We start from the raw sequence: 18,709 nt of genomic DNA, 5'->3' as shown, positions 1-18,709 counted from the left end.
TATTGATTCAAAAGACTGTTAAATATGAAGCAAATAAAAATTCAAATATCAATACTTATTCTTATTACTTTAAGTCATTTCGGATTAGGCCAAGTCAGCAAAAAGCGTTTACCTAGTCCGATTAACTCCGAGTTTTTAGAAGATTCACCTTCAATAAGTGCAGATAGAACTAGTTTTATTTATCAATCTAATAAATATAACCCCAATAGAGAGGTATCTTACATTGGAGATTCTATCATAAATCCTCACATTATTGGAATATTCGAGACGAAGCTCCATCAAAGAGGTGAATATCAACCACCGCAAGCTATTGAAAATATTAATAATTTTTTTCAACCATCACGTATTGTAAACCATCCAAATATTAGTTATGATGGTAATAGTATATTTTTTTCTGGCATTAATAAAATTGGAAAAGGAAGTGAAGATATCTACTTTTCTACCAGAATTAACGATAATTGGAGTATTCCACAAAATGCAGGGGAAGCTATCAATACAGCAGCTTTCGAAGGTTCACCAAGTATATCTCCAGATGGCAAAAGGCTTTTTTTTATTCGAGAAATACCTAATCAAAAAATAGGGAATCAACAATGTTATAAAATCCTGCTATCTGAACGTGAAAGTATTAATGACCCTTGGGAGCGCCCCATCCAGCTACCATATCCTATCAATCAAGGCTGTGAATGTGCTCCAAGGATTCATGCTGATGGTAAAACACTATTTTTTTCGTCAATCAGAAAAGAAAGTAAAGGCGATTTCGATGTATATAAATCAGTATTACAGGACGACGGGACTTGGCTAGAACCTGTTAATTTGAAGTTTATCAACTCAAGAAAAGATGATAAGTTTGTGACGATTAATCCTTGTGGTGATATACTTTACTTTGTTTCTGATGGAGATATTTACTCCTCAGTAATTCCAGAAGAATACAAACCACAAAAAAATGCTGTCATACAAGGTTTTGTGTTAGATTCTCTTTCTCAGGCTCCTCTTCATGCCAAAATTGATGTAATAGCGAAAACTTCTCCTAGTGAGATTTTCGCTACTTTCGAAACAAATATTTCAGATGGTAGATACACTGTTGTTTTACCAACTTATGATGAATTTACTTTAAATATTAAAACGGAAGGTTATATAAACAAAGGTTTATCTATCGGAGGAAATTCCTTCAATAACTGTGAATTAATTGCAAAAGATTTTTTGATGCAAGCAATTCCGAAACTGATTCCAGCTAGTACAATGAGTGTATCAACACCAACACCTAAAAACAATACAAAAACTAAAAGAATTGAAATTTTGAAAAATAGGCAATGATTTTATAAAAGCATTTAGTTGAATTGATGTGTATTACTCAAATGTCTGAGGTAGAGATGATTGTAAAGATAGGCGATTGTCCATAATTAATACCTGTGGTTTTAGATTGTCTATCCAAAATTCTCTTTACCTCCTTCATTGTCCTATTTTTTATTTGCTCCCAGCTAGTATTAATATTATCGTTAGAAGTACATTCATAAAAAGCTTTCCTAAACATTTGCTGAAAAATACTACCAGACTCCACACTATATGAATACTCACCACGCTCTGCAGCACAAATTAATATTGTCTTTTTAACATTAGAAGCTCCAAAATCCCAAAATAGTTTTTTAACCAAATCTTCATCTGTTGGGTTAGCTGTATTAGGAATCTGCGACATCCCTTGAATAAAATTATTACAACAATCAGCAAGGATAAACCTTAATCTAGGATTACAAGCTCCAATCATTGCATTTAGTTTATTCATCGCAAGCACTTCGTTTCCAAACGAAAATCGTGGAAAAATTTCGTCTCCAAAATTTGCACCATGTCCTGAAAAGTAAAAGACAATTCCGCTATTCTGTGGTTGATTTTTAGTAATATCTCCTATTTTATTAATAGTTTCAATTAAATGTGTAGGAGTAAAACTTGCATTTAAAAAAGTATGAACTTGAACATTCATCCCTGCCATTTCTCCCTTAGACCGGAAAAAAAAATCCATTGCTCTGAGGTCAGCTAATCTATCTTTTTTCCTGTTTTCTTGACTTAAATCAATTGCTAACAACACATTTAAAATTGGTTTTCCAATTTGTAAATCGACTTTTGGTTTCTTCAAAAAAGTAAATAACCCAAACTCATATAACTTCGTAAGGAACATTCTTCTTTTCATAAAATTTCTCTTTATTTTAATGTATTTGTTTTACAACTGCATCCGTAGGAAATATTTGCCTGAGATAATTTATCATACGTTCATGGGCAATATCAAAATCTTCTTCTTTATTCAGATTATGCCCTACAAAACGCCAAACATCACAATCCAAACAAATTAAGACTTGCACTATTTGAGTACCTTTTTTAAACTCTAATCCTAAAATTGGTGTAAACGTGCAATTTTTCATCAAGTTATCAAATGCGTAATTTCTATCAGAACAAATTATTTTCTTCAAACTAATTATTTCATTTTGTGTAAGTAAGGCTCCTTTTTTACGGACTGTATAACCTGCAAAGGTCTCACCATCATGTTTAAATGGATAAAGAAGAAATGGTATAATCTGTTCTGCTTGTACAATGGTTTTACTAGCATTCATTCCTAAAAAATGTCTAAATCGATTAAAACCCTTAAATACTTCAGAAGTAGAATCTGTATTTTCAAAAGTATTTTTATGATTGATGACTGCTATTTTTTTTCTCTCATTAAATAAAAGATTTGGATTCGACCATCCAGTTTGGTAAAAGGTAAACCACCAAAATAGAATATGTAATACTTTTATTTCCATGAGAGCCTACAGTACTTTGGGAATGGATGAAGGTATTTTACAAAGAGAGAATTTTCGCAATAGCGTATAATAGAATGTAAAAGCAATTTGTAAAAAGGCTGTTAATTGTCATTGCATTCTCTACAGCTTTTAACATAAATAAAGATGCCTAATTTCTCTACAATTATCCTCAAAAAAACAATTGATTGTAATATCTTTAGCGTCTCATTACTATCACCCAACATTAGTTATGCAAATTGATTTAAAATTTCTTCAGGAAACGTTTGGAAATGTTTTTGAAAGTGAGTTACTCAAAGAGTTGACTCTAACTGGTAATTTTATGACGGTTGAAGAGGGTTTTGTATTGATACGTCCGGGTGGATATATTCGTTCTGTACCAATTATTTTGCAGGGTTCTATCAAAATTCTTAGGAATGATAGTCAAGGTCGTGAAGCCCTTTTATATTATTTGGGCGGAATGGATTCATGTGCGTTATCTCTTACTTGTTGTCTTGACCGAAAGGTTAGTGAAATTACTGCTATCGCCGAAGAAAAAACGACATTAATCAGTGTACCTGTCGAAAAAATAGAAGAATGGATTACTAAATATTCCTCTTGGAAACATTTTGTTTTTGCTACCTATCAAAAAAGATTTGAAGATTTACTCAATGTCATTGACGATGTTGTTTTTCATAAACTTGACGAACGCCTGATTAAGCTTCTTCAAAGAAAGGCTAAACAAAGCGGGAATAACATTTTTAACATCACTCATGAAGAACTAGCCAATGAACTTGCTACTTCTAGGGAGGTGATTTCTAGGCTTTTAAAGCAATTAGAAAAGCTTGGTAAAGTAAAACTTTCGAGAAATAAAGTAGAACTCTGTTAAAATACAGATTTCTATGTAACATTTATCACGGTTTATTGTATTATAAAAACTGACATTTGTAGCATCAATTTATAAACAAAAAAGATTTATGAAAATGTTTGATTTTTTTAATGTAAAAAAGAGCTACGAAAATGTATCTGCGGATGCTTTTAAAAAATTATTTGATGAGCATCCGAATGCTGTAATTTTGGATGTTAGAACCAAAGAAGAGTTTAAGCAAGGTGCCCTCAGGGGTGCAGTAAATCTTGATTTGATTGGTGGGAGTTTCAAACAGGAAATTGCAAAAATGGATAAAGATAAAACTTATTTTGTGTATTGTAGAAGTGGAAATAGAAGCGGACAAGCCTGTAAATTGATGGGAGAGTTGGGTTTTAAAAATCTATATAATCTTTCAGGTGGCATTATGAATAATACATTTTAAGGTTATCATCATGGAAAATATATTTAAAGATTGGGGCGTTTTACGAATAATACGTCTGTTGATGGGAATCTATATCATTGTAGAATCAGTCAGGGAACATCAAATTTTATTGGGCTTATTGGGTGGATTTTTCCTATATCAAGCCATAATGAATACGGGTTGTACGATGGAAGCCTGTGAAGTAAAACCTAAACACTATACTCGAAATTCAAATAGTGAAACGGTAGATTTTGAGGAAATTAAATAGTTTTGAAAAAAATGGAAAAGAAAGAAAGTTTTTCAGAAATAATTCAAGGTTCAACACCTGTCTTGGTAGATTTCTTTGCGGAATGGTGCGGACCTTGTAAAACAATGTCGCCAATTTTAAAAGATTTTGCTACCCAAATGGGCGACAGAGTAAGGGTTTTGAAAATTGACGTAGACAAAAGCCCAAGTACTGCCGCAACTTATCGTATTCAGGGTGTACCTACTTTGATTTTATTTAAGGACGGAAAAATTGTATGGAGACAGTCGGGTGTAGTGCAAAAACAACAATTAACACAAATCGTTAATCAATTGTCACACTAAGCTTAGTTATTCGTTCTCAAAAAAGCAATTTAACGATTAATGGAAAAATACTTTGAAGCCTTTTACATGGGATATGCCAATTACTTTATGTATGTTTTGAACGAAATTTTACATCCAAGTTGGCATAATTACTTTTATTGGCTCATTGCTATTTCTTTTTTTGTTTGGACATTGGAAATTGTTTTTCCTTGGCGAAAACAACAGGCTACAATCCGACATGATTTTTGGTTGGATGTATTCTATATGTTCTTCAATTTTTTCTTGTTTTCGTTAGTTGTTTATAATGCCGTTTCAGATGTAGCAGTACTGGCTTTTAATGATTTTTTAGGACTTTTCGGCATCCAAAATCTAGTCGCTATTCAAGTAGAAAGTCTTCCTTATTGGTCACAATTATTGATTTTATTGGTTATCAGGGATTTTGTGCAATGGAATATTCATCGATTATTACACTATGTGCCTTGGCTTTGGGAATTCCATAAAGTACATCATAGTGTTGTGGAAATGGGTTTTGCAGCTCATCTTCGTTATCATTGGATGGAAACAATTACTTATCGAAGCCTTGAATATATTCCTTTAGCAATGATTGGCTTCGGCATTGATGATTTTATTATCGTTCATTTATTTACGTTGACAATTGGGCATTTAAATCATGCTAATATTTATTTGCCTTTAGGTCCATTCAAATACATTTTGAATAGCCCACAAATGCACTTGTGGCATCATGCTGAAGAATTACCAGAAGGTTATCCGAATGGCATCAATTTTGGAATTACACTCAGTATTTGGGATTATTTATTCGACTATGCTAAAATTCCTTATCAAGACAGCACTTTGAAATTGGGTTTTCCCAATATTCACTTGTTCCCAAAAAGTTTTTGGAAACAAGTAAAATATCCTTTTGAGAAAATCAAAGGCAAACATTAATCTTACTTTAATTAACAAACTTTAATAACATCCATTTCTAATAAAGCACCTAATTTTTCAATTTTACTACTGATGTGCCCAATGCCAATAGCACAATGATGTGCTGGTCCGTGGCTATTCCAATCGTTCACAAATTTTCTGGCTCCAATCGAAAACTGGTAACGACTATTAGTATTTCCAATTTCTAGGATTGGGCCAGCAACAGATTTTCCTTCAGCCACCAAAAGCATTAAACCACCACCTCTTTTTTCAACAACTGATAATAAAGTAACTGGACCATTTTTCACACTCATTTCTACAGAAACACCTTTCCCTACTTTTCCATGATATACTTTCAATGGACGAACCTTCGTTTTTCCTTCAGCAATAGCGATGTGTCCTGGACCATCATGTCCCATCAAAACTACGTCATCTTTAAAATCCATCGCATAATATTCTGTAAATGAACCGCCAGCACCAAAACTATCCATAATTTTCATGGCTTGTGCATTTTTAATTTCGTACTCTCCTGCTACAGGAATTCCATTGGCTGTTAGCAACGAATTTCCTAAAATTATTGAAGCTATTGCCTCTTCATTTTCAGGATTTCCAGTGCCTTTATAATAATATGCCATAGAACCCAATTGATGTTTTGCTACTAATTTATCAAGCGCAACAGAAGTAATTGCCGCTTTTTCAAGTTCATCAACAGGACAATCTGACTGAATATCAAAAGTTTCATAAAAGTAATTGAGCCTATTTTGCATTGCTTCAGCACTTACTTCTTTTCTTAACATTGCCAATTCTTCTACTTCTAGCAATTCAATATGTCCGCCAAAATGTGCGTACTGTTGGGTTAAATCTGAATAAATATCTAGCATTCCGCTATAATAATGTCCCATACAAGCCATTCGATTATACGCCATAATGTATTTTACTTTAGCAGCTTCTATCCATTCGCCGATTTGGTTCCAACATTCAGGATCATCGTGCAACATTCCTGTAATTTGGTGGAAAGTAACACCTACTCTATTAAAGACATTCGCAATTTCTGGCACTGGACAAGCTGAACAATACGCCAACCATTCGCCCGTCATTTGGGTGCGGTCAGTCATGGCATTAAATTGCTGATAATTAATGGCTGATTCAGGAGCAAGATTCAAAATAATCACAGGTACTTTCGCTCTTTGAACCACTGGCAAAACAGTCGAAGAAAGTGCATAAGTAGTGATATACAAAAAGATAATATCAACATCTTCTCTCCTGAAAGTTTTACCTGTTTCAAAAGCTCTATCAGGCGTATCCACCAAACCAACGTTGATTATATGAGGATGAATCTTAGCTATTTTTTCTTCTACAATAGTAAGGTAACCTTCCAAACGTTCTTTTAATCCTTCAAACTGTGGCCAATAAGTATCTAAACCGATACCGAATAAGCCGATTTTAAGGGATGAAATACTGTCTGACGTTACTCCTGTTTCTTTTACTATAATTGACATTTTGGATGGGTTTTTATCGGGATAAAAACGATACTCTATTTAACATATCAAAATATACATTATAAGATCCGCCATTATCCACCAATTTATTTATTTTTATTATTTTTTTACAAAATAATAGTATTAATCAATGCAATTAAATACCATTTATGATTCATTCTTTGCATTTTTTGATACTACATATTAATGTTTCAAGAAATAATGTTCCATTTAAAACATCTATTTTTGTATAATTATTTCAATAAAAAGATTTAATATTTTGGTGATACTATATTTTTTTGTACTATTGTATCATAATGATAAAATAATATCAACAAGCATCCATTAGCGATGTTTTTATAAACAAAAGACAATCAATCAAAAACACAATAATACATTTTATTACTATTAATCCGATTATTACATGAACCAAAGAAGAGACTTTCTCAAAAAAATGGGACTGGCAAGTGCTGGCTTACTGATGGCACAATCAGATTTACTCGCTGCACGTTCCTTTGCGAAACCAAAACAAATCGGTTTGCAATTATACACGCTTCGTGAAGAATTAGCGAAAGATGTAAAAGGAACCATCAGTAAAGTATCAAAAATTGGCTTCAACCATGTTGAAACTTTTTTTAATTACTCAGGAGATGTCAGCAAAGATTTATTCTGGAATTTAAAAGCGAGTGAATTAAAACAATTATTATCGGATAATAATCTAGTAACACACAGTGGACATTATCAATTGAATGATTTCCTTACGCCCAACAAAGGAAATGACGATGCACTAAAAACTCAAATTGAACTTGCAGCAACTTTAGGGCAAAAATATTTAGTTGTACCAGTACCTCCATTTGGTTTAATCGACAAAATGACTTTGGATGATTATAAGTTTATGGCAGCACAGTTTAATAAGGCTGGCGAAATGTGCCATAAAGCAGGTTTACAATTAGGGTATCACAATCACTTCTGGGAATTTAAAGTATTGCAAGATAATAAATCGGGCTATGATGTATTGCTAGAAGAAACTGACCCAGCTTTATTGAGTTTTGAATTAGATTTGTTTTGGACAGTAAAAGCAGGAAAAAATCCAGTTGAATTGTTCAAAAAATATCCAAAACGTTTTGTGATGTGGCATGTAAAAGACATCGACAAGCAATTTGCCAAAGCGGTGTATCCTGATGCCAACAAGAAAGGTATTTTTGATACTTTGCGTGAAGTAAAATTTACAGAAGTAGGAACTGGAGCTGTGAATTTCAAAGAGATTTTCGCTCATAACAAAGACCTTGAATATATTTTTGTAGAGCAAGACCAAATTTATAGAGAGGACAAATTTGAAAGTATTAAAATGAGTTACGACTATATCAAAGGAAATCTTATTTAAGATTTAAAGCAAAAAAGCATGTCATCAAAAATGGCATGCTTTTAATATTATTATCCAATTTTATTTAATACTACTCTAAATTTCCAACCAAGGTAATAATCGAGCGAGCTGGAACTGTAATCAACTGTTTAGTAGAGGTAGATGGCAAAGGCTTTAAATCTGCATCTTTAGAAGTAATGTAAGCTTTTACTGTACTTACTTTCATGTTTGAAAATGAAAGCTTTATATCAACAGGATTAATATCTGAGTTGATAATAACGGTAATTAATTGTTTTTGAGCAAGGTCTTTGTAAGATGAAACTTGGAACAAATTTTTCTGAGTATCTTCATTTTCAACCGTTGTGGCAATGCGTTCTGCATTTGGACGAACGAAACGGCTGAAATTACCGAAAGCCCAAAGCATTTTACTCGCACTAAAGTTTCCGTCTGTTTTATTTTTATCAATGTAAATCAATCCGTCTTTATAATCATAAGGCGAAATTGATAACCACCAATGCCATGCCGTAGCATTGCCATTCACTAAATCGTTGTGAATTGTTCTAGCAACATACAAAGCGGGATCTATACCAAGGTCTTTTTTATTGCCATCCATTTCGCCAGCATTATCGCCCAAAATACAGTATTCCGACATCCAATATTTTAGGTTAGGAATCGTGGCAACACGTTCAGACAATAACTTTCTTTTATCACGAGCTTGCAAAAATGGTGAACTCGTAAAATAACTATGGCCCGAAATGGCTTTCTCAAGATTCGGTAAATTTCCTACATAATTTGAAGAACTAGCTTCAAAAAAATCTGTGATTTGATAACCCTTCACTAGATTATCTTTCGCATACAAAAAATTCAATTCCCCGGCTTCAGCAATATTGATTTTGGTAGCAAGATTCGCTTTCAATAAGCTTGTACTCAGCGAACGAGTAATACCTGCAATTTCAGTATTGTTAAAAGGAGTACCTTCTTGTCCGCCATCGCTCCACTCCCATTGTGGCTCATTCACTGGGCTTACGTAATCAAACAGAATTCCAGTTTTATCTTTCACTCCTTTGATAACAGTCGCCAAAAAATTAGCGAAAGTATCAAATTTATCTGCACTTAAGTTCGACTTACCGTTACTTGCATACGCTTTTTTATTAACGGTAAATTGAATCGGTGGCGAATTAGTGAAAGCTAAAAAGTACTTTACATTTCTTTGTTTAGCAGCATTCAAAAACCAAATTTGTCCAGCTTGTTTTTCCCAATGATAACTTCCATCATTGTCAAGAAAAGATTCTGCTCTTCTCCACTCGTCTTTGATTCCACTATCGTCGCCAACAGCTGCACTTCCAGCTCCAATATTAAATCGCCATAATGATAAGCCTATGCCTTTCGGCTGTCCGCTGGCAGTTGTATCCTGACTAAATAATAAATCGGCAATACTATTTTTTTTACTTTCAGGCCAATTTCCAACAAATTGACAAGACCACGCATCCGAAGCTCCAAAATGTTCAATGGTTTGAAAGGTTTTTGCTGCATCAATGCTAATGTTTACTTGTTTGTTTTCCTGTGTTTTTACATTATCTGGAATTACTTGTGCTTTTGTACAACTAAAAAGTAAAAACAGAAAAGTATAAGCCATCAGCCATTTTCTTAGCAAAAAAGATTTGCTTACTTTAAAAGATGTTCTTATCATGCTTTCGAGGTATGTTTGAATAAAAAGATAGAATGAGGCACCAATATAGAAAGAAACCCTTTCATTCGAGTCATTTTGAATGAAAGGGTTTCAAGATTAATAACCGCTCGTTTGTGTTAATTTTCCATTAGAAGCTTGAATTTCAGCTCTTGGAATCGGTAAGAAATAATGTTTTTCTTCAAAACGACGACCTGTCAAGGCTTCTTTTTTATTGTAAGTAAGCGTGTTGCCATTTCTTACTACTTCAATACCATAAGCAGGGACATTTTCAGTAACATTGGCAATTTTCCAACGACGAACATCATAATAACGGTGTTCTTCAAAAGCTAATTCTACTTGACGTTCACGACGTATAACATCACGCATTTGTGCTTGTGTTAAACCCGTTTGAAGTGCTGGCATATTTACACTTGGTCTTTTTCTGATAGCATTAACGGCATCATAAACACTTTGGTCTGGACCAACCGCTTCGTTTTGCGCTTCTGCATAGTTTAACAGAATTTCAGCATATCTGAAGTAAATCCAAGGCTGAGTACCAGCAATATCCCAGGGGTTATCAATCGGTAAATTATCATTCATGAATTTCTTTAAATAATAACCCGTTTTAGAAGTATTCCAGTTTGATGGCCCATCTTTACTGTCTTTTCCACCTGGCAAGTACGATTGAACTGTATTTGTTCTGTAAGATGCGTTATTATAAAGAATTGTCATGTAAAAACGTGGGTCACGATTGGTGTATGGGTCTTGACTATTATAACCAGAAGTTGGTTCAGTAATAGGTTTACCATTGTTCATTTCGTAAGCATCCACCATGTTTTGTAAAGGTACATTTCCACCCCAACCGCCATAGCTGTTTGGTGCATTTGAAATTTCTAAACATACGTGGCGAGCACCTTGTGTGTACAATCTCTCAAAAATGATTTCTGAATTGTTTTCTGCCGTTAAAAATAGCTTATCATAACCATTTGTATAAAGGCTGTATTTACCCATATCCATTACATCTTTGGCTGCTTTTGCAGCGGCTTGCCAGTTACCACTATTATACAGTGGACTCGCTGCGTACAATAACAAACGTGCTTTTAAAGCCAATGCTGCTCCTTTTGTAGCTCTGCCCAATTGCCAATTATTACCATTATCTCTTGGTAAAAGCGTACTTGCTTCATCCAATTCAGCTACTACGTAATCGATACAATCTTTGATAGAAGATTTTGTATAAATGTCAGCATTGGCTAAATCTTCTCCTAATTCCATTACTTTATCCTTCATCAAAACCACACCACCGTAGTTACGAATAAGGTCTTGATAACGGAAAGCTCTTAAAAACTTCAATTCGCCTTTCAATCTATTTTTCTGAGTAGCACTCATTGGTACTTTATCAAGGTTTGATAAAGCATAATTAACGTCACGAATACCACGATAGCTTCTTCCCCAAATCGTACCCGCAATTCCTGTATTTTCTGGCGCTAATTGTCCTCTTTGTACTAACCAAGTATTGTCATCATTATTATAAATCGACTCGTCGGTCAATGAAGACCATAAGGCATATTCAAAACCTCTACCAAAACCAGGAGGAGTCCCTTCGGCTTCTTTTTCGGTAAGTCGCACGCCAACATAACGGTTAATGACATAAGATTCAAACAAAGAAGAATCTGAAAGAATAGACGCATCAGATACTCTATCGGTTGGCACTACATTCAGGAAGTCATTTTTACAAGCATTTACAGAAAGGAAAATCCCTGTGGCAATGACAAATATTGATATTATTCTTTTTGATTTCATGGTCGATAATTTTAAATATTAAAACTTAACATTTACACCGAGATTGATAATTCTCTGTTGTGGATAGAACTGTCCACTGTTACTGTTTCCTTCAGGATCGTAATCTTTTACCCCTGTAAGTGTCAGCAAGTTGAAAGCATTCGCATAAATACGTACTTGTTGTAATTTTATCGAACTTAACAATGTTTTTGGAAGCGTAAAACCAACCTCAACATTTTTCAAACGAACAAAAGAAGCATCATTTAACCAGAAAGTATTATTGTATAAACCACCATTGATAGATGATGAAGCTCTAGTATCTACACGTGGATAAGTACCATTTGGATTTGATGGACTCCAACGGTTATCAGCCCAACTGCTGTAGAAGTTTCCTACTTGTCCAGATTCAGGTAAAACGTATTGACTTACATTGGTTTGTCCAGAAACAACACATGAAAAATCGAAGTTTTTATATCCTGCATTAAACACTACACCATAAGTAATTTGTGGTACGTTACCGTATTCCGTTCTGGTTTGGTCATCAGCTGTGATTTTTCCGTCTTTGTTATAATCTTCCAAAATTAAATCTCCTAATTGTGCTCCTGCAACGTGAGGATAAGTATCTAACTCAGCTTTTGTTCTGAAAATACCGATTGCTCTGTATAATTGATAAGTATAAAGCGGACGACCAGTCTGACGTTGATAATCCAAAGCACCAGCGGCTTCGTCAATAAAAATTACTTTGCTTTTAGCATAAGTAAAATTGGCTGAAATATTGTATCTAAATTCTCCAGCATGGCTATAACCCAAACTTGTTTCAAAACCACTGTTATTTACTTTACCGATGTTCTCGTCAGGCACTAAAGTTCCTGAGCCATAAGGGTTCACAATTCCTGATACGTTAGGAATCGAAGCATTTCTGGTAGCAAGAATATTTGAACGTTGTTGTTGGAAATAGATAAATTCTAAAGTAATATTTTTGAAAACAGTAGTATTCAAGCCTAAATCCATCTTTTTCGCTGTTTCCCAAGTAATATCTGGGTTAGCTAATTTCGTTAAATCAATCCCTGAATGAATAGTATTCGCACCGATTACATAATTATTATTGAAAGAATAATTATTATAATATTGGAACTGACCAACATTATCATTTCCTAACGAACCATAAGAAGCTCTTAGTTTTAAATCATTTACTTTTTCAGTTTTAAACCAAGGCTCTTCAGAAACTCTCCAACCTACCGATAGCGAAGGGAAGAAACCATACTGTTTTCCTTCAGGGAAAATTGAAGAACCATCAACACGCATCTGCACTTCTCCAAGATATTTTTCATTGAAATTATAAGCGATTCTACTGATATAACTTTTTCTAGTAAAGTTGTAGCTACTTCCATAATTGTTTTTGTCGGTTGCAGCCGCACCACCTTGCGATAATTCAGGCGTTGAAACAGTAGGATAATTGATTCTTGAAGCACCAAATCTTTGTTGTGAATTTTTACTTTGCTCGTAAGCTACAAACGTTGAAAGATTGTGTTTTCCAGCATGTAATTCATAGTTCAATTTAATGTTTTGAACCATCGAAGAAGTATTTGTTTCATCTTGGCTCAAAGTTGCTGCACCCGCAGAACCACCTGTAATTACTCTATTATAGACATTATTATTTTTGTCATAAGAATACAAAGGATACGGAGTACTGAATGATTTTGAGAAATTATAAGATCTATCAGCCGAATAAAAACCGTCGATACTTACTCCTTTTACAAATGGAAGCTTATAACTTGCTCTTAAAATACCATTGAAAACAGTTGTTGGGTTCGAGTTGATTCCGCCTGCTGAAGTACCTAAAACTACTGGGTTATTATTTTCAACACCAGTTGATGGCAAGCCATTTGGATATACCGAAACAACCGTTGGATAAGCTCTATAAATAGAACGGAAAACATTACCAGCACTTGAAGTTGGATATTGTCTGTCTTCCTGACGACCCGCCAATGATAAACTTACTTTAAAATTATCTGTAATATTAGCTTCAACGTTCGATCTGAAATTATACTGTTTGTACTGCGTAACGCCATTTCTGTATAAACCATCTTGGTAAATTGTTCCGAGCGATAAGTAATATTTAGTATTATCCGTTCCACCATTGATACTTAAACTATGCTGATTTTGTAAAGCAACACTTTTCAATGTTTCTTTTTGCCAGTTGGTATTTGGGTAATTAATTGGGTCTGAACCATTGCCAAATTTAGTGATTTCATCTGCACTATAATGCTGATTCATTCCACCTGCTGGATTATTGTAATAATCAATTTCGTTTAAGATTGTGGCATAAGTAGCCGCATCCGCCAATTTTGGCAAACGAGTTGGTGAACTCAATCCTTGATTAAAGCTGTAAGAAATCGTAGGTTTTCCTTTTCCTCCTTTTTTAGTCGTTACAAGGATTACTCCATTTGCTGCTCTACTTCCATAAACAGCCGCCGAAGCGTCTTTCAAAATTGAAATACTTTCTACGTCATTTGGGTCTAAACGCTCTAAACCACCAATTTGTCCGGGTACTCCATCTACTACAATCAAAACATCGTTATTTCCTGTAGAAGCAAAACCTCTTACCGTATAGCTTGAACCGTCATAACCAGGTTCTCCACCTCTGTTGTTTGCCACAAAACCTGAAAAACGACCAGCCAAAGAGTTTGATAAATTGGGCTGTGGACTTTTCACAATTTCAGAACCTTTTACTTCAGAAACAGAACCCGTTAAAGTTACTTTTTTCTGTGTACCATAACCCACAACCACTACTTCTTCCAATGAACGAACATCTACTTTCATACTAACGTCAACAACTATACGCTTTCCGATAATTTGCTCTTGTCTGTCGTAACCTACAAAGCTAAAAACCAAGGCTTCAGCATCATCGGGTACGGTAATAGAATACTTACCATTGCTATCCGTTGAAGTTCCTCTTTGTGTTCCTTTGATGCTAATATTTACGCCCGGCAAAGGTTCTCCTTTTTCGGTATCAACTACTTTTCCAGTAATGGTGCGTTCTTCCTTCACTAATATGTCAGAAGTAATAGGGTCTTCATTAACAAACGAGACCGAAAGCGAGGGATTGGCATTTAAGATAATTTGTCCACCCAGTACTTTATAACCTACATTCATAGGTTTCAAAAGTGCTTCTAATACTTCTGATAAACGTTGTTCTGAAGAAGTAATATTTAACTTTCTGTCTGCTTTAATTGCCTTTGAACTATACACAAACTTTACTTGAGCTTGCTGTTCAATCTTCTCTAGCACGTCTCTAAGTTTTATGTTTACTGCTTTTATTGTAATGGATTTATTCAAGAATTCTTGTGCCTTAGTATCAAAGCCATAAGAAAAACTTGTAAAGACCATCGCCAAGGCAATTTGTATTACCGAAATTTTCATAGCAATCAGTAGCATCCTACTGTTTTGTCGATTTTTTTTCATAATTTGGACTGTTTTGTTAATTTTTCACATTTTTAGCATGACAATATTTGCCCATCGCTCTCTCAGAGCGTAGGTAATTCCTAAGGTTTGGCAATGGTGCGAACATTGCTAGACCTTTTTTTGTAATAAAATGTTTACTTTTTCATTTGAGAAATTTTTATGGTTGATTGTTATTGGACTGAATATTAAATTTAAAGTGAGTCACAGCCTTGCCCATTGATGAGTATCACTGTTCCTTTGATTTCGTAATTTCCATTAATTGCCGTACAAATAATTTCTAATTGTGTATGCAATGGTTGTTTTCTGATATCTGCCGTAAATGGACAATCATATAATTTTTCATTCTCTACTTCAATACGAATGCCGTAAATCATTGAAATTTTTTCTAATACTTCCGATAGTGGCGTATCGTGAAATTCAAAAATATTTGCATTGTCTTGCTCAGCAGCAATTTGTGGTTGAGGATTATCAATCAAGCCAGTCACAAAATGATGTTGTCCTTCGTAAAAAGTAACTTTATGATTTGGAGACAGCACAACTCCACTATTTGGTTGCGTATTTTTCTCAAAAACTGAAACTTTCCCTGTAATTACTTCAACTTGTACATTTGTTTCTTTATTAGGCGCTTTCACGAAAAAACTTGTTCCTAATACTCTGGTGACAATCTCGCCAGCATGTACTAAAAAAGGTTTATTAGGATTTTTTGCAATGTTAAAAAAAGCATCGCCCGTTAAATACACTTCCCTTTTGTCTGCTTCAAATTTTGCGGGATAACTTACTCTACTATTTTGATAAAGTGTAATTTTACTTCCATCACTCAGTTTTACCAGTAAAGGTTTTTCATCTTCATTAATTTTTTCAATTAATTGTATTTTTGAAGATGCCACCATTGATTCATACATCGGCGCAGAGTTACCTTTTTCATTATACTGTTGATAAAATAGCCAAGAAACGCCTAAACCAATTGTCAAAATTGCAGCAATTTTTATCCAATTTGCCCAAGGTAATCGTTTTGTTTTTGCTTTACTTTTTTCTTGTAAATCAATCTGCTGAATTTCATCCATCATCTCTTTCACATGACTTTCAATCTTTGAAGATGAAATTTCTTTAAAAGTTTTTACTTTGATAGATAAAATCAAACTTTTCGCTTCATGAAGTATGCGTTCTTTAGACGGATTAGCAATTAGCCAAGCCTTCCAGAAAGCATTATTTTCTGCATTGGGATTTTTTACCCATTGCACAAAATACTCATCCAGCAAAAAATCTTCTATTTCAAAATTGTGATATTCTTTCATTTCCATATTATCAAACTCAACACATACGCTTTATTGATAATATGCAAGTAGCTATTGGCATCTACTGTAATAATTATAAAATTTTATAAAAAAATATAATTAAATGTTTATTAATAGTTTTCACCGTCATTGTAAACAACTTATAATCAAATGGTTAATGAACTAAATGAAGCATTTTCGAAGTGTAAAAAAATATATAAATTTAAAATGAAATTATATAACACGCCAAGCAAAAAGCAGTAAAATGCAATTTACGTATTCGTTTGGCCATTCAGTTCTGAGCTTTCGGAGCGCTTCGTATAATAAATTATACACCGACTGACGGTTCACACCAAGTACTTCTGCAATTTGCTCGTTACTCAGGTTTTGATAGAATTTTAAATAAACCGCCTCTTTTTGTCTTTTCGGCAATTTATTTAAAAGCATTTCCATTTTTCCGATTTGCTCGCTTGAATGTTCTTGTTCTATCAGTTGAGTTTCTACCGAAAAATCTACCATAAAATGATAATCATCCGAAGCTTCTTCATGTTGAGCAAACCACTTTTTGTACTCTCTAAAAATTCTTCTTCTAAGTGATTTCAACAAATAATATTTCACAAAATCCGTTTCGCCAAGTGTAGCACGACGAAGCCAAATTTCCATAAAAACATCTTGAATGCAGTCTTTAATATAATCTTCATCAGGCACAAGGCGAATTCCATAACTAAAAAGTACTTTATAAAAGTCAAGCATTAGTGCCTCAAAAGCAGTTTCATCACCACTTTTGATTTTTAACCAAAGCGTAATCGCCTTGGCATCTAAAGAGCCTTCATTTAATGGAATATTTTGCTGATAAATCTTCATTAATAGTAACTACGCTTTCATTAAAAGCTTCAGTTGGAGGAGAAATAGTTACTCAAAACTGATATATTTAATTGTACAGAAACAAAAATTAAGGGAAATAACTGAAAAAAAATACTCAATAAAAACAATTTTTAAGCTTTTAATAAAGACTAAGTTCCCTAAATTACGTTTCAATTCTAATTGACAAATCTAATTAAAAAAAAATTATAATAATTATTTTCTAATAATAAATAGTATTTATTCCTGTTTTAACGGTTTTGGGGAATTTCGTACATTAAGACATGAAACAATTTCGGCAATATTTTACTTTCGCTTCCAATAATACTGCTGATACTTTAGGTATCAATGTGCTGAACCTTGGGCATAATATTCACCCTGTCAATAAACCATATCCAGATATTCAGCATCCTGATTCTTATTATTTCGAATGGGAAAAAGGCAGAAGTTTGAAAGAATATCAAATCATTTATATTTCTAAAGGAGAAGGTTATTTTGAAAGTAACGGTTTGCCGCCACAATTGATTGAAAGTGGAACGATAATCTTACTTTATCCGGGCATTTGGCATCGTTTTCGACCAAAGGAAGAAACAGGCTGGGAAGAATATTGGGTGGGTTTTTCGGGTGCTTATGCTAAATATTTGCTTGAACAGGAATGTTTTAATCCACAAAATCCGATTATAAAAGTGGGTTTTAATACAGAATTCTTAGAGACATTTTCAAGATTTATAGCCTTGGCAGAAGTACAGGAAGCATCATATTTAAAGCTTTCGTCCTTTTTACTTATTCAATTATTAGGCATTGTTTATACTTCGGTATTATTATCAAACCAAAAGAAATCTAGGAAAGAGGAAATAATCGACCAAATCAGAAATGAAATTCACCGAAAATGGAATAATCACATTGATTTTGAGGAGTTGGCAAAAAGAAATAATCTCAGCTATGTTTGGTTTAGAAAAACCTTTAAGGAAGTATTAGGTACATCGCCCAACCAATATCATTTACTTTTGAAACTCAGAAAAGCTGAACAAATCATTCAAGATTCAAATCTTACTCTTTCTGAAGTAGCCTATCAATGCGGTTTTGAATCAGAATTTTATTTTTCAAGAATCTTTAAGAAGAAAATGAATTATAATCCTTCTGAAATTCGGAAGAAAAACATGAGTCATCCCGAATTTTAAAATCACAAAAAAGCGGTCGAAAAACTAATTTCGACCGCTTTTTTGTGATTGATGGGCAACGAATTCCTACTGTTTGAGCGAAGCGAGTTTAGGA

Annotated in this window: 16 protein-coding genes; 8 read left to right on the top strand and 8 right to left on the bottom strand. The window is 33.8% G+C overall.

What is annotated here, in order from left to right; translation table 11 throughout:
• Positions 1–24: 24 nt before the first annotated feature.
• On the top strand, positions 25–1,314 hold the full coding sequence (locus tag VB798_RS13630) for a TolB family protein (RefSeq protein WP_323259191.1): 1,290 nt from the start codon (positions 25–27) through the stop codon (positions 1,312–1,314).
• Positions 1,315–1,351: 37 nt separating this feature from the next.
• Here VB798_RS13630 and VB798_RS13625 read toward each other — a convergent pair whose 3' ends face one another.
• Positions 1,352–2,182: a caspase family protein gene (locus VB798_RS13625; protein WP_323259189.1), complete on the bottom strand. Its 831-nt coding sequence runs from the start codon at positions 2,180–2,182 to the stop codon at positions 1,352–1,354.
• A 16-nt stretch (positions 2,183–2,198) separates the two neighbouring features.
• Positions 2,199–2,789, bottom strand: a complete 591-nt coding sequence (locus tag VB798_RS13620; RefSeq protein WP_323259187.1) for a hypothetical protein — start codon at positions 2,787–2,789, stop codon at positions 2,199–2,201.
• A 229-nt stretch (positions 2,790–3,018) separates the two neighbouring features.
• Between VB798_RS13620 and VB798_RS13615 the strand changes: the two genes are divergently transcribed.
• From VB798_RS13615 to VB798_RS13595, 5 genes are all read left to right on the top strand, one after another.
• Positions 3,019–3,654, top strand: a complete 636-nt coding sequence (locus VB798_RS13615) for a Crp/Fnr family transcriptional regulator (RefSeq protein WP_323259185.1) — start codon at positions 3,019–3,021, stop codon at positions 3,652–3,654.
• A gap of 94 nt (positions 3,655–3,748) precedes the next feature.
• The gene (locus tag VB798_RS13610; protein WP_323259183.1) at positions 3,749–4,075 is read left to right on the top strand and encodes a rhodanese-like domain-containing protein; all 327 of its coding nucleotides are present in this window, start codon (positions 3,749–3,751) and stop codon (positions 4,073–4,075) included.
• Between the two features lie 10 nt (positions 4,076–4,085).
• On the top strand, positions 4,086–4,322 hold the full coding sequence (locus VB798_RS13605; RefSeq protein ID WP_323259181.1) for a hypothetical protein: 237 nt from the start codon (positions 4,086–4,088) through the stop codon (positions 4,320–4,322).
• An 11-nt stretch (positions 4,323–4,333) separates the two neighbouring features.
• Complete coding sequence (trxA, locus tag VB798_RS13600; protein ID WP_323259179.1) at positions 4,334–4,642, top strand: thioredoxin; 309 nt, start codon at positions 4,334–4,336, stop codon at positions 4,640–4,642.
• 39 nt (positions 4,643–4,681) lie between these two features.
• On the top strand, positions 4,682–5,566 hold the full coding sequence (locus VB798_RS13595; protein ID WP_323259177.1) for a sterol desaturase family protein: 885 nt from the start codon (positions 4,682–4,684) through the stop codon (positions 5,564–5,566).
• A gap of 11 nt (positions 5,567–5,577) precedes the next feature.
• Here the strand turns inward: VB798_RS13595 and VB798_RS13590 are convergent, their stop codons facing one another.
• Positions 5,578–7,044, bottom strand: a complete 1,467-nt coding sequence (locus tag VB798_RS13590; protein ID WP_323259175.1) for an arabinose isomerase — start codon at positions 7,042–7,044, stop codon at positions 5,578–5,580.
• Between the two features lie 403 nt (positions 7,045–7,447).
• Here VB798_RS13590 and VB798_RS13585 point away from each other — a divergent pair, with 403 nt between their 5' ends.
• Entirely contained in the window at positions 7,448–8,407 is a 960-nt protein-coding gene (locus tag VB798_RS13585; protein WP_323259173.1) for a sugar phosphate isomerase/epimerase family protein, read from the top strand.
• A gap of 70 nt (positions 8,408–8,477) precedes the next feature.
• Here the strand turns inward: VB798_RS13585 and VB798_RS13580 are convergent, their stop codons facing one another.
• From VB798_RS13580 to VB798_RS13560, 5 genes are all read right to left on the bottom strand, one after another.
• Entirely contained in the window at positions 8,478–10,076 is a 1,599-nt protein-coding gene (locus VB798_RS13580; protein ID WP_323259171.1) for a glycoside hydrolase, read from the bottom strand.
• Between the two features lie 96 nt (positions 10,077–10,172).
• Positions 10,173–11,855, bottom strand: a complete 1,683-nt coding sequence (locus VB798_RS13575) for a RagB/SusD family nutrient uptake outer membrane protein (RefSeq protein ID WP_323259169.1) — start codon at positions 11,853–11,855, stop codon at positions 10,173–10,175.
• Between the two features lie 18 nt (positions 11,856–11,873).
• The gene (locus tag VB798_RS13570) at positions 11,874–15,299 is read right to left on the bottom strand and encodes a SusC/RagA family TonB-linked outer membrane protein (RefSeq protein WP_323259167.1); all 3,426 of its coding nucleotides are present in this window, start codon (positions 15,297–15,299) and stop codon (positions 11,874–11,876) included.
• A gap of 191 nt (positions 15,300–15,490) precedes the next feature.
• The gene (locus VB798_RS13565; RefSeq protein WP_323259165.1) at positions 15,491–16,594 is read right to left on the bottom strand and encodes a FecR family protein; all 1,104 of its coding nucleotides are present in this window, start codon (positions 16,592–16,594) and stop codon (positions 15,491–15,493) included.
• Between the two features lie 213 nt (positions 16,595–16,807).
• Positions 16,808–17,437 (bottom strand): RNA polymerase sigma factor, encoded by a 630-nt coding sequence (locus VB798_RS13560; RefSeq protein WP_323259163.1) that lies wholly within the window; start codon positions 17,435–17,437, stop codon positions 16,808–16,810.
• Positions 17,438–17,718: 281 nt separating this feature from the next.
• Between VB798_RS13560 and VB798_RS13555 the strand changes: the two genes are divergently transcribed.
• Complete coding sequence (locus VB798_RS13555) at positions 17,719–18,615, top strand: AraC family transcriptional regulator (RefSeq protein WP_323259161.1); 897 nt, start codon at positions 17,719–17,721, stop codon at positions 18,613–18,615.
• The last annotated feature ends 94 nt before the right edge of the window (positions 18,616–18,709 follow it).

The sequence above is a fragment of the Arcicella lustrica genome (assembly GCF_034930985.1).
GTDB lineage: Bacteria > Bacteroidota > Bacteroidia > Cytophagales > Spirosomataceae > Arcicella > Arcicella lustrica.
This window is presented reverse-complemented; position numbering and strand designations above follow the sequence as displayed.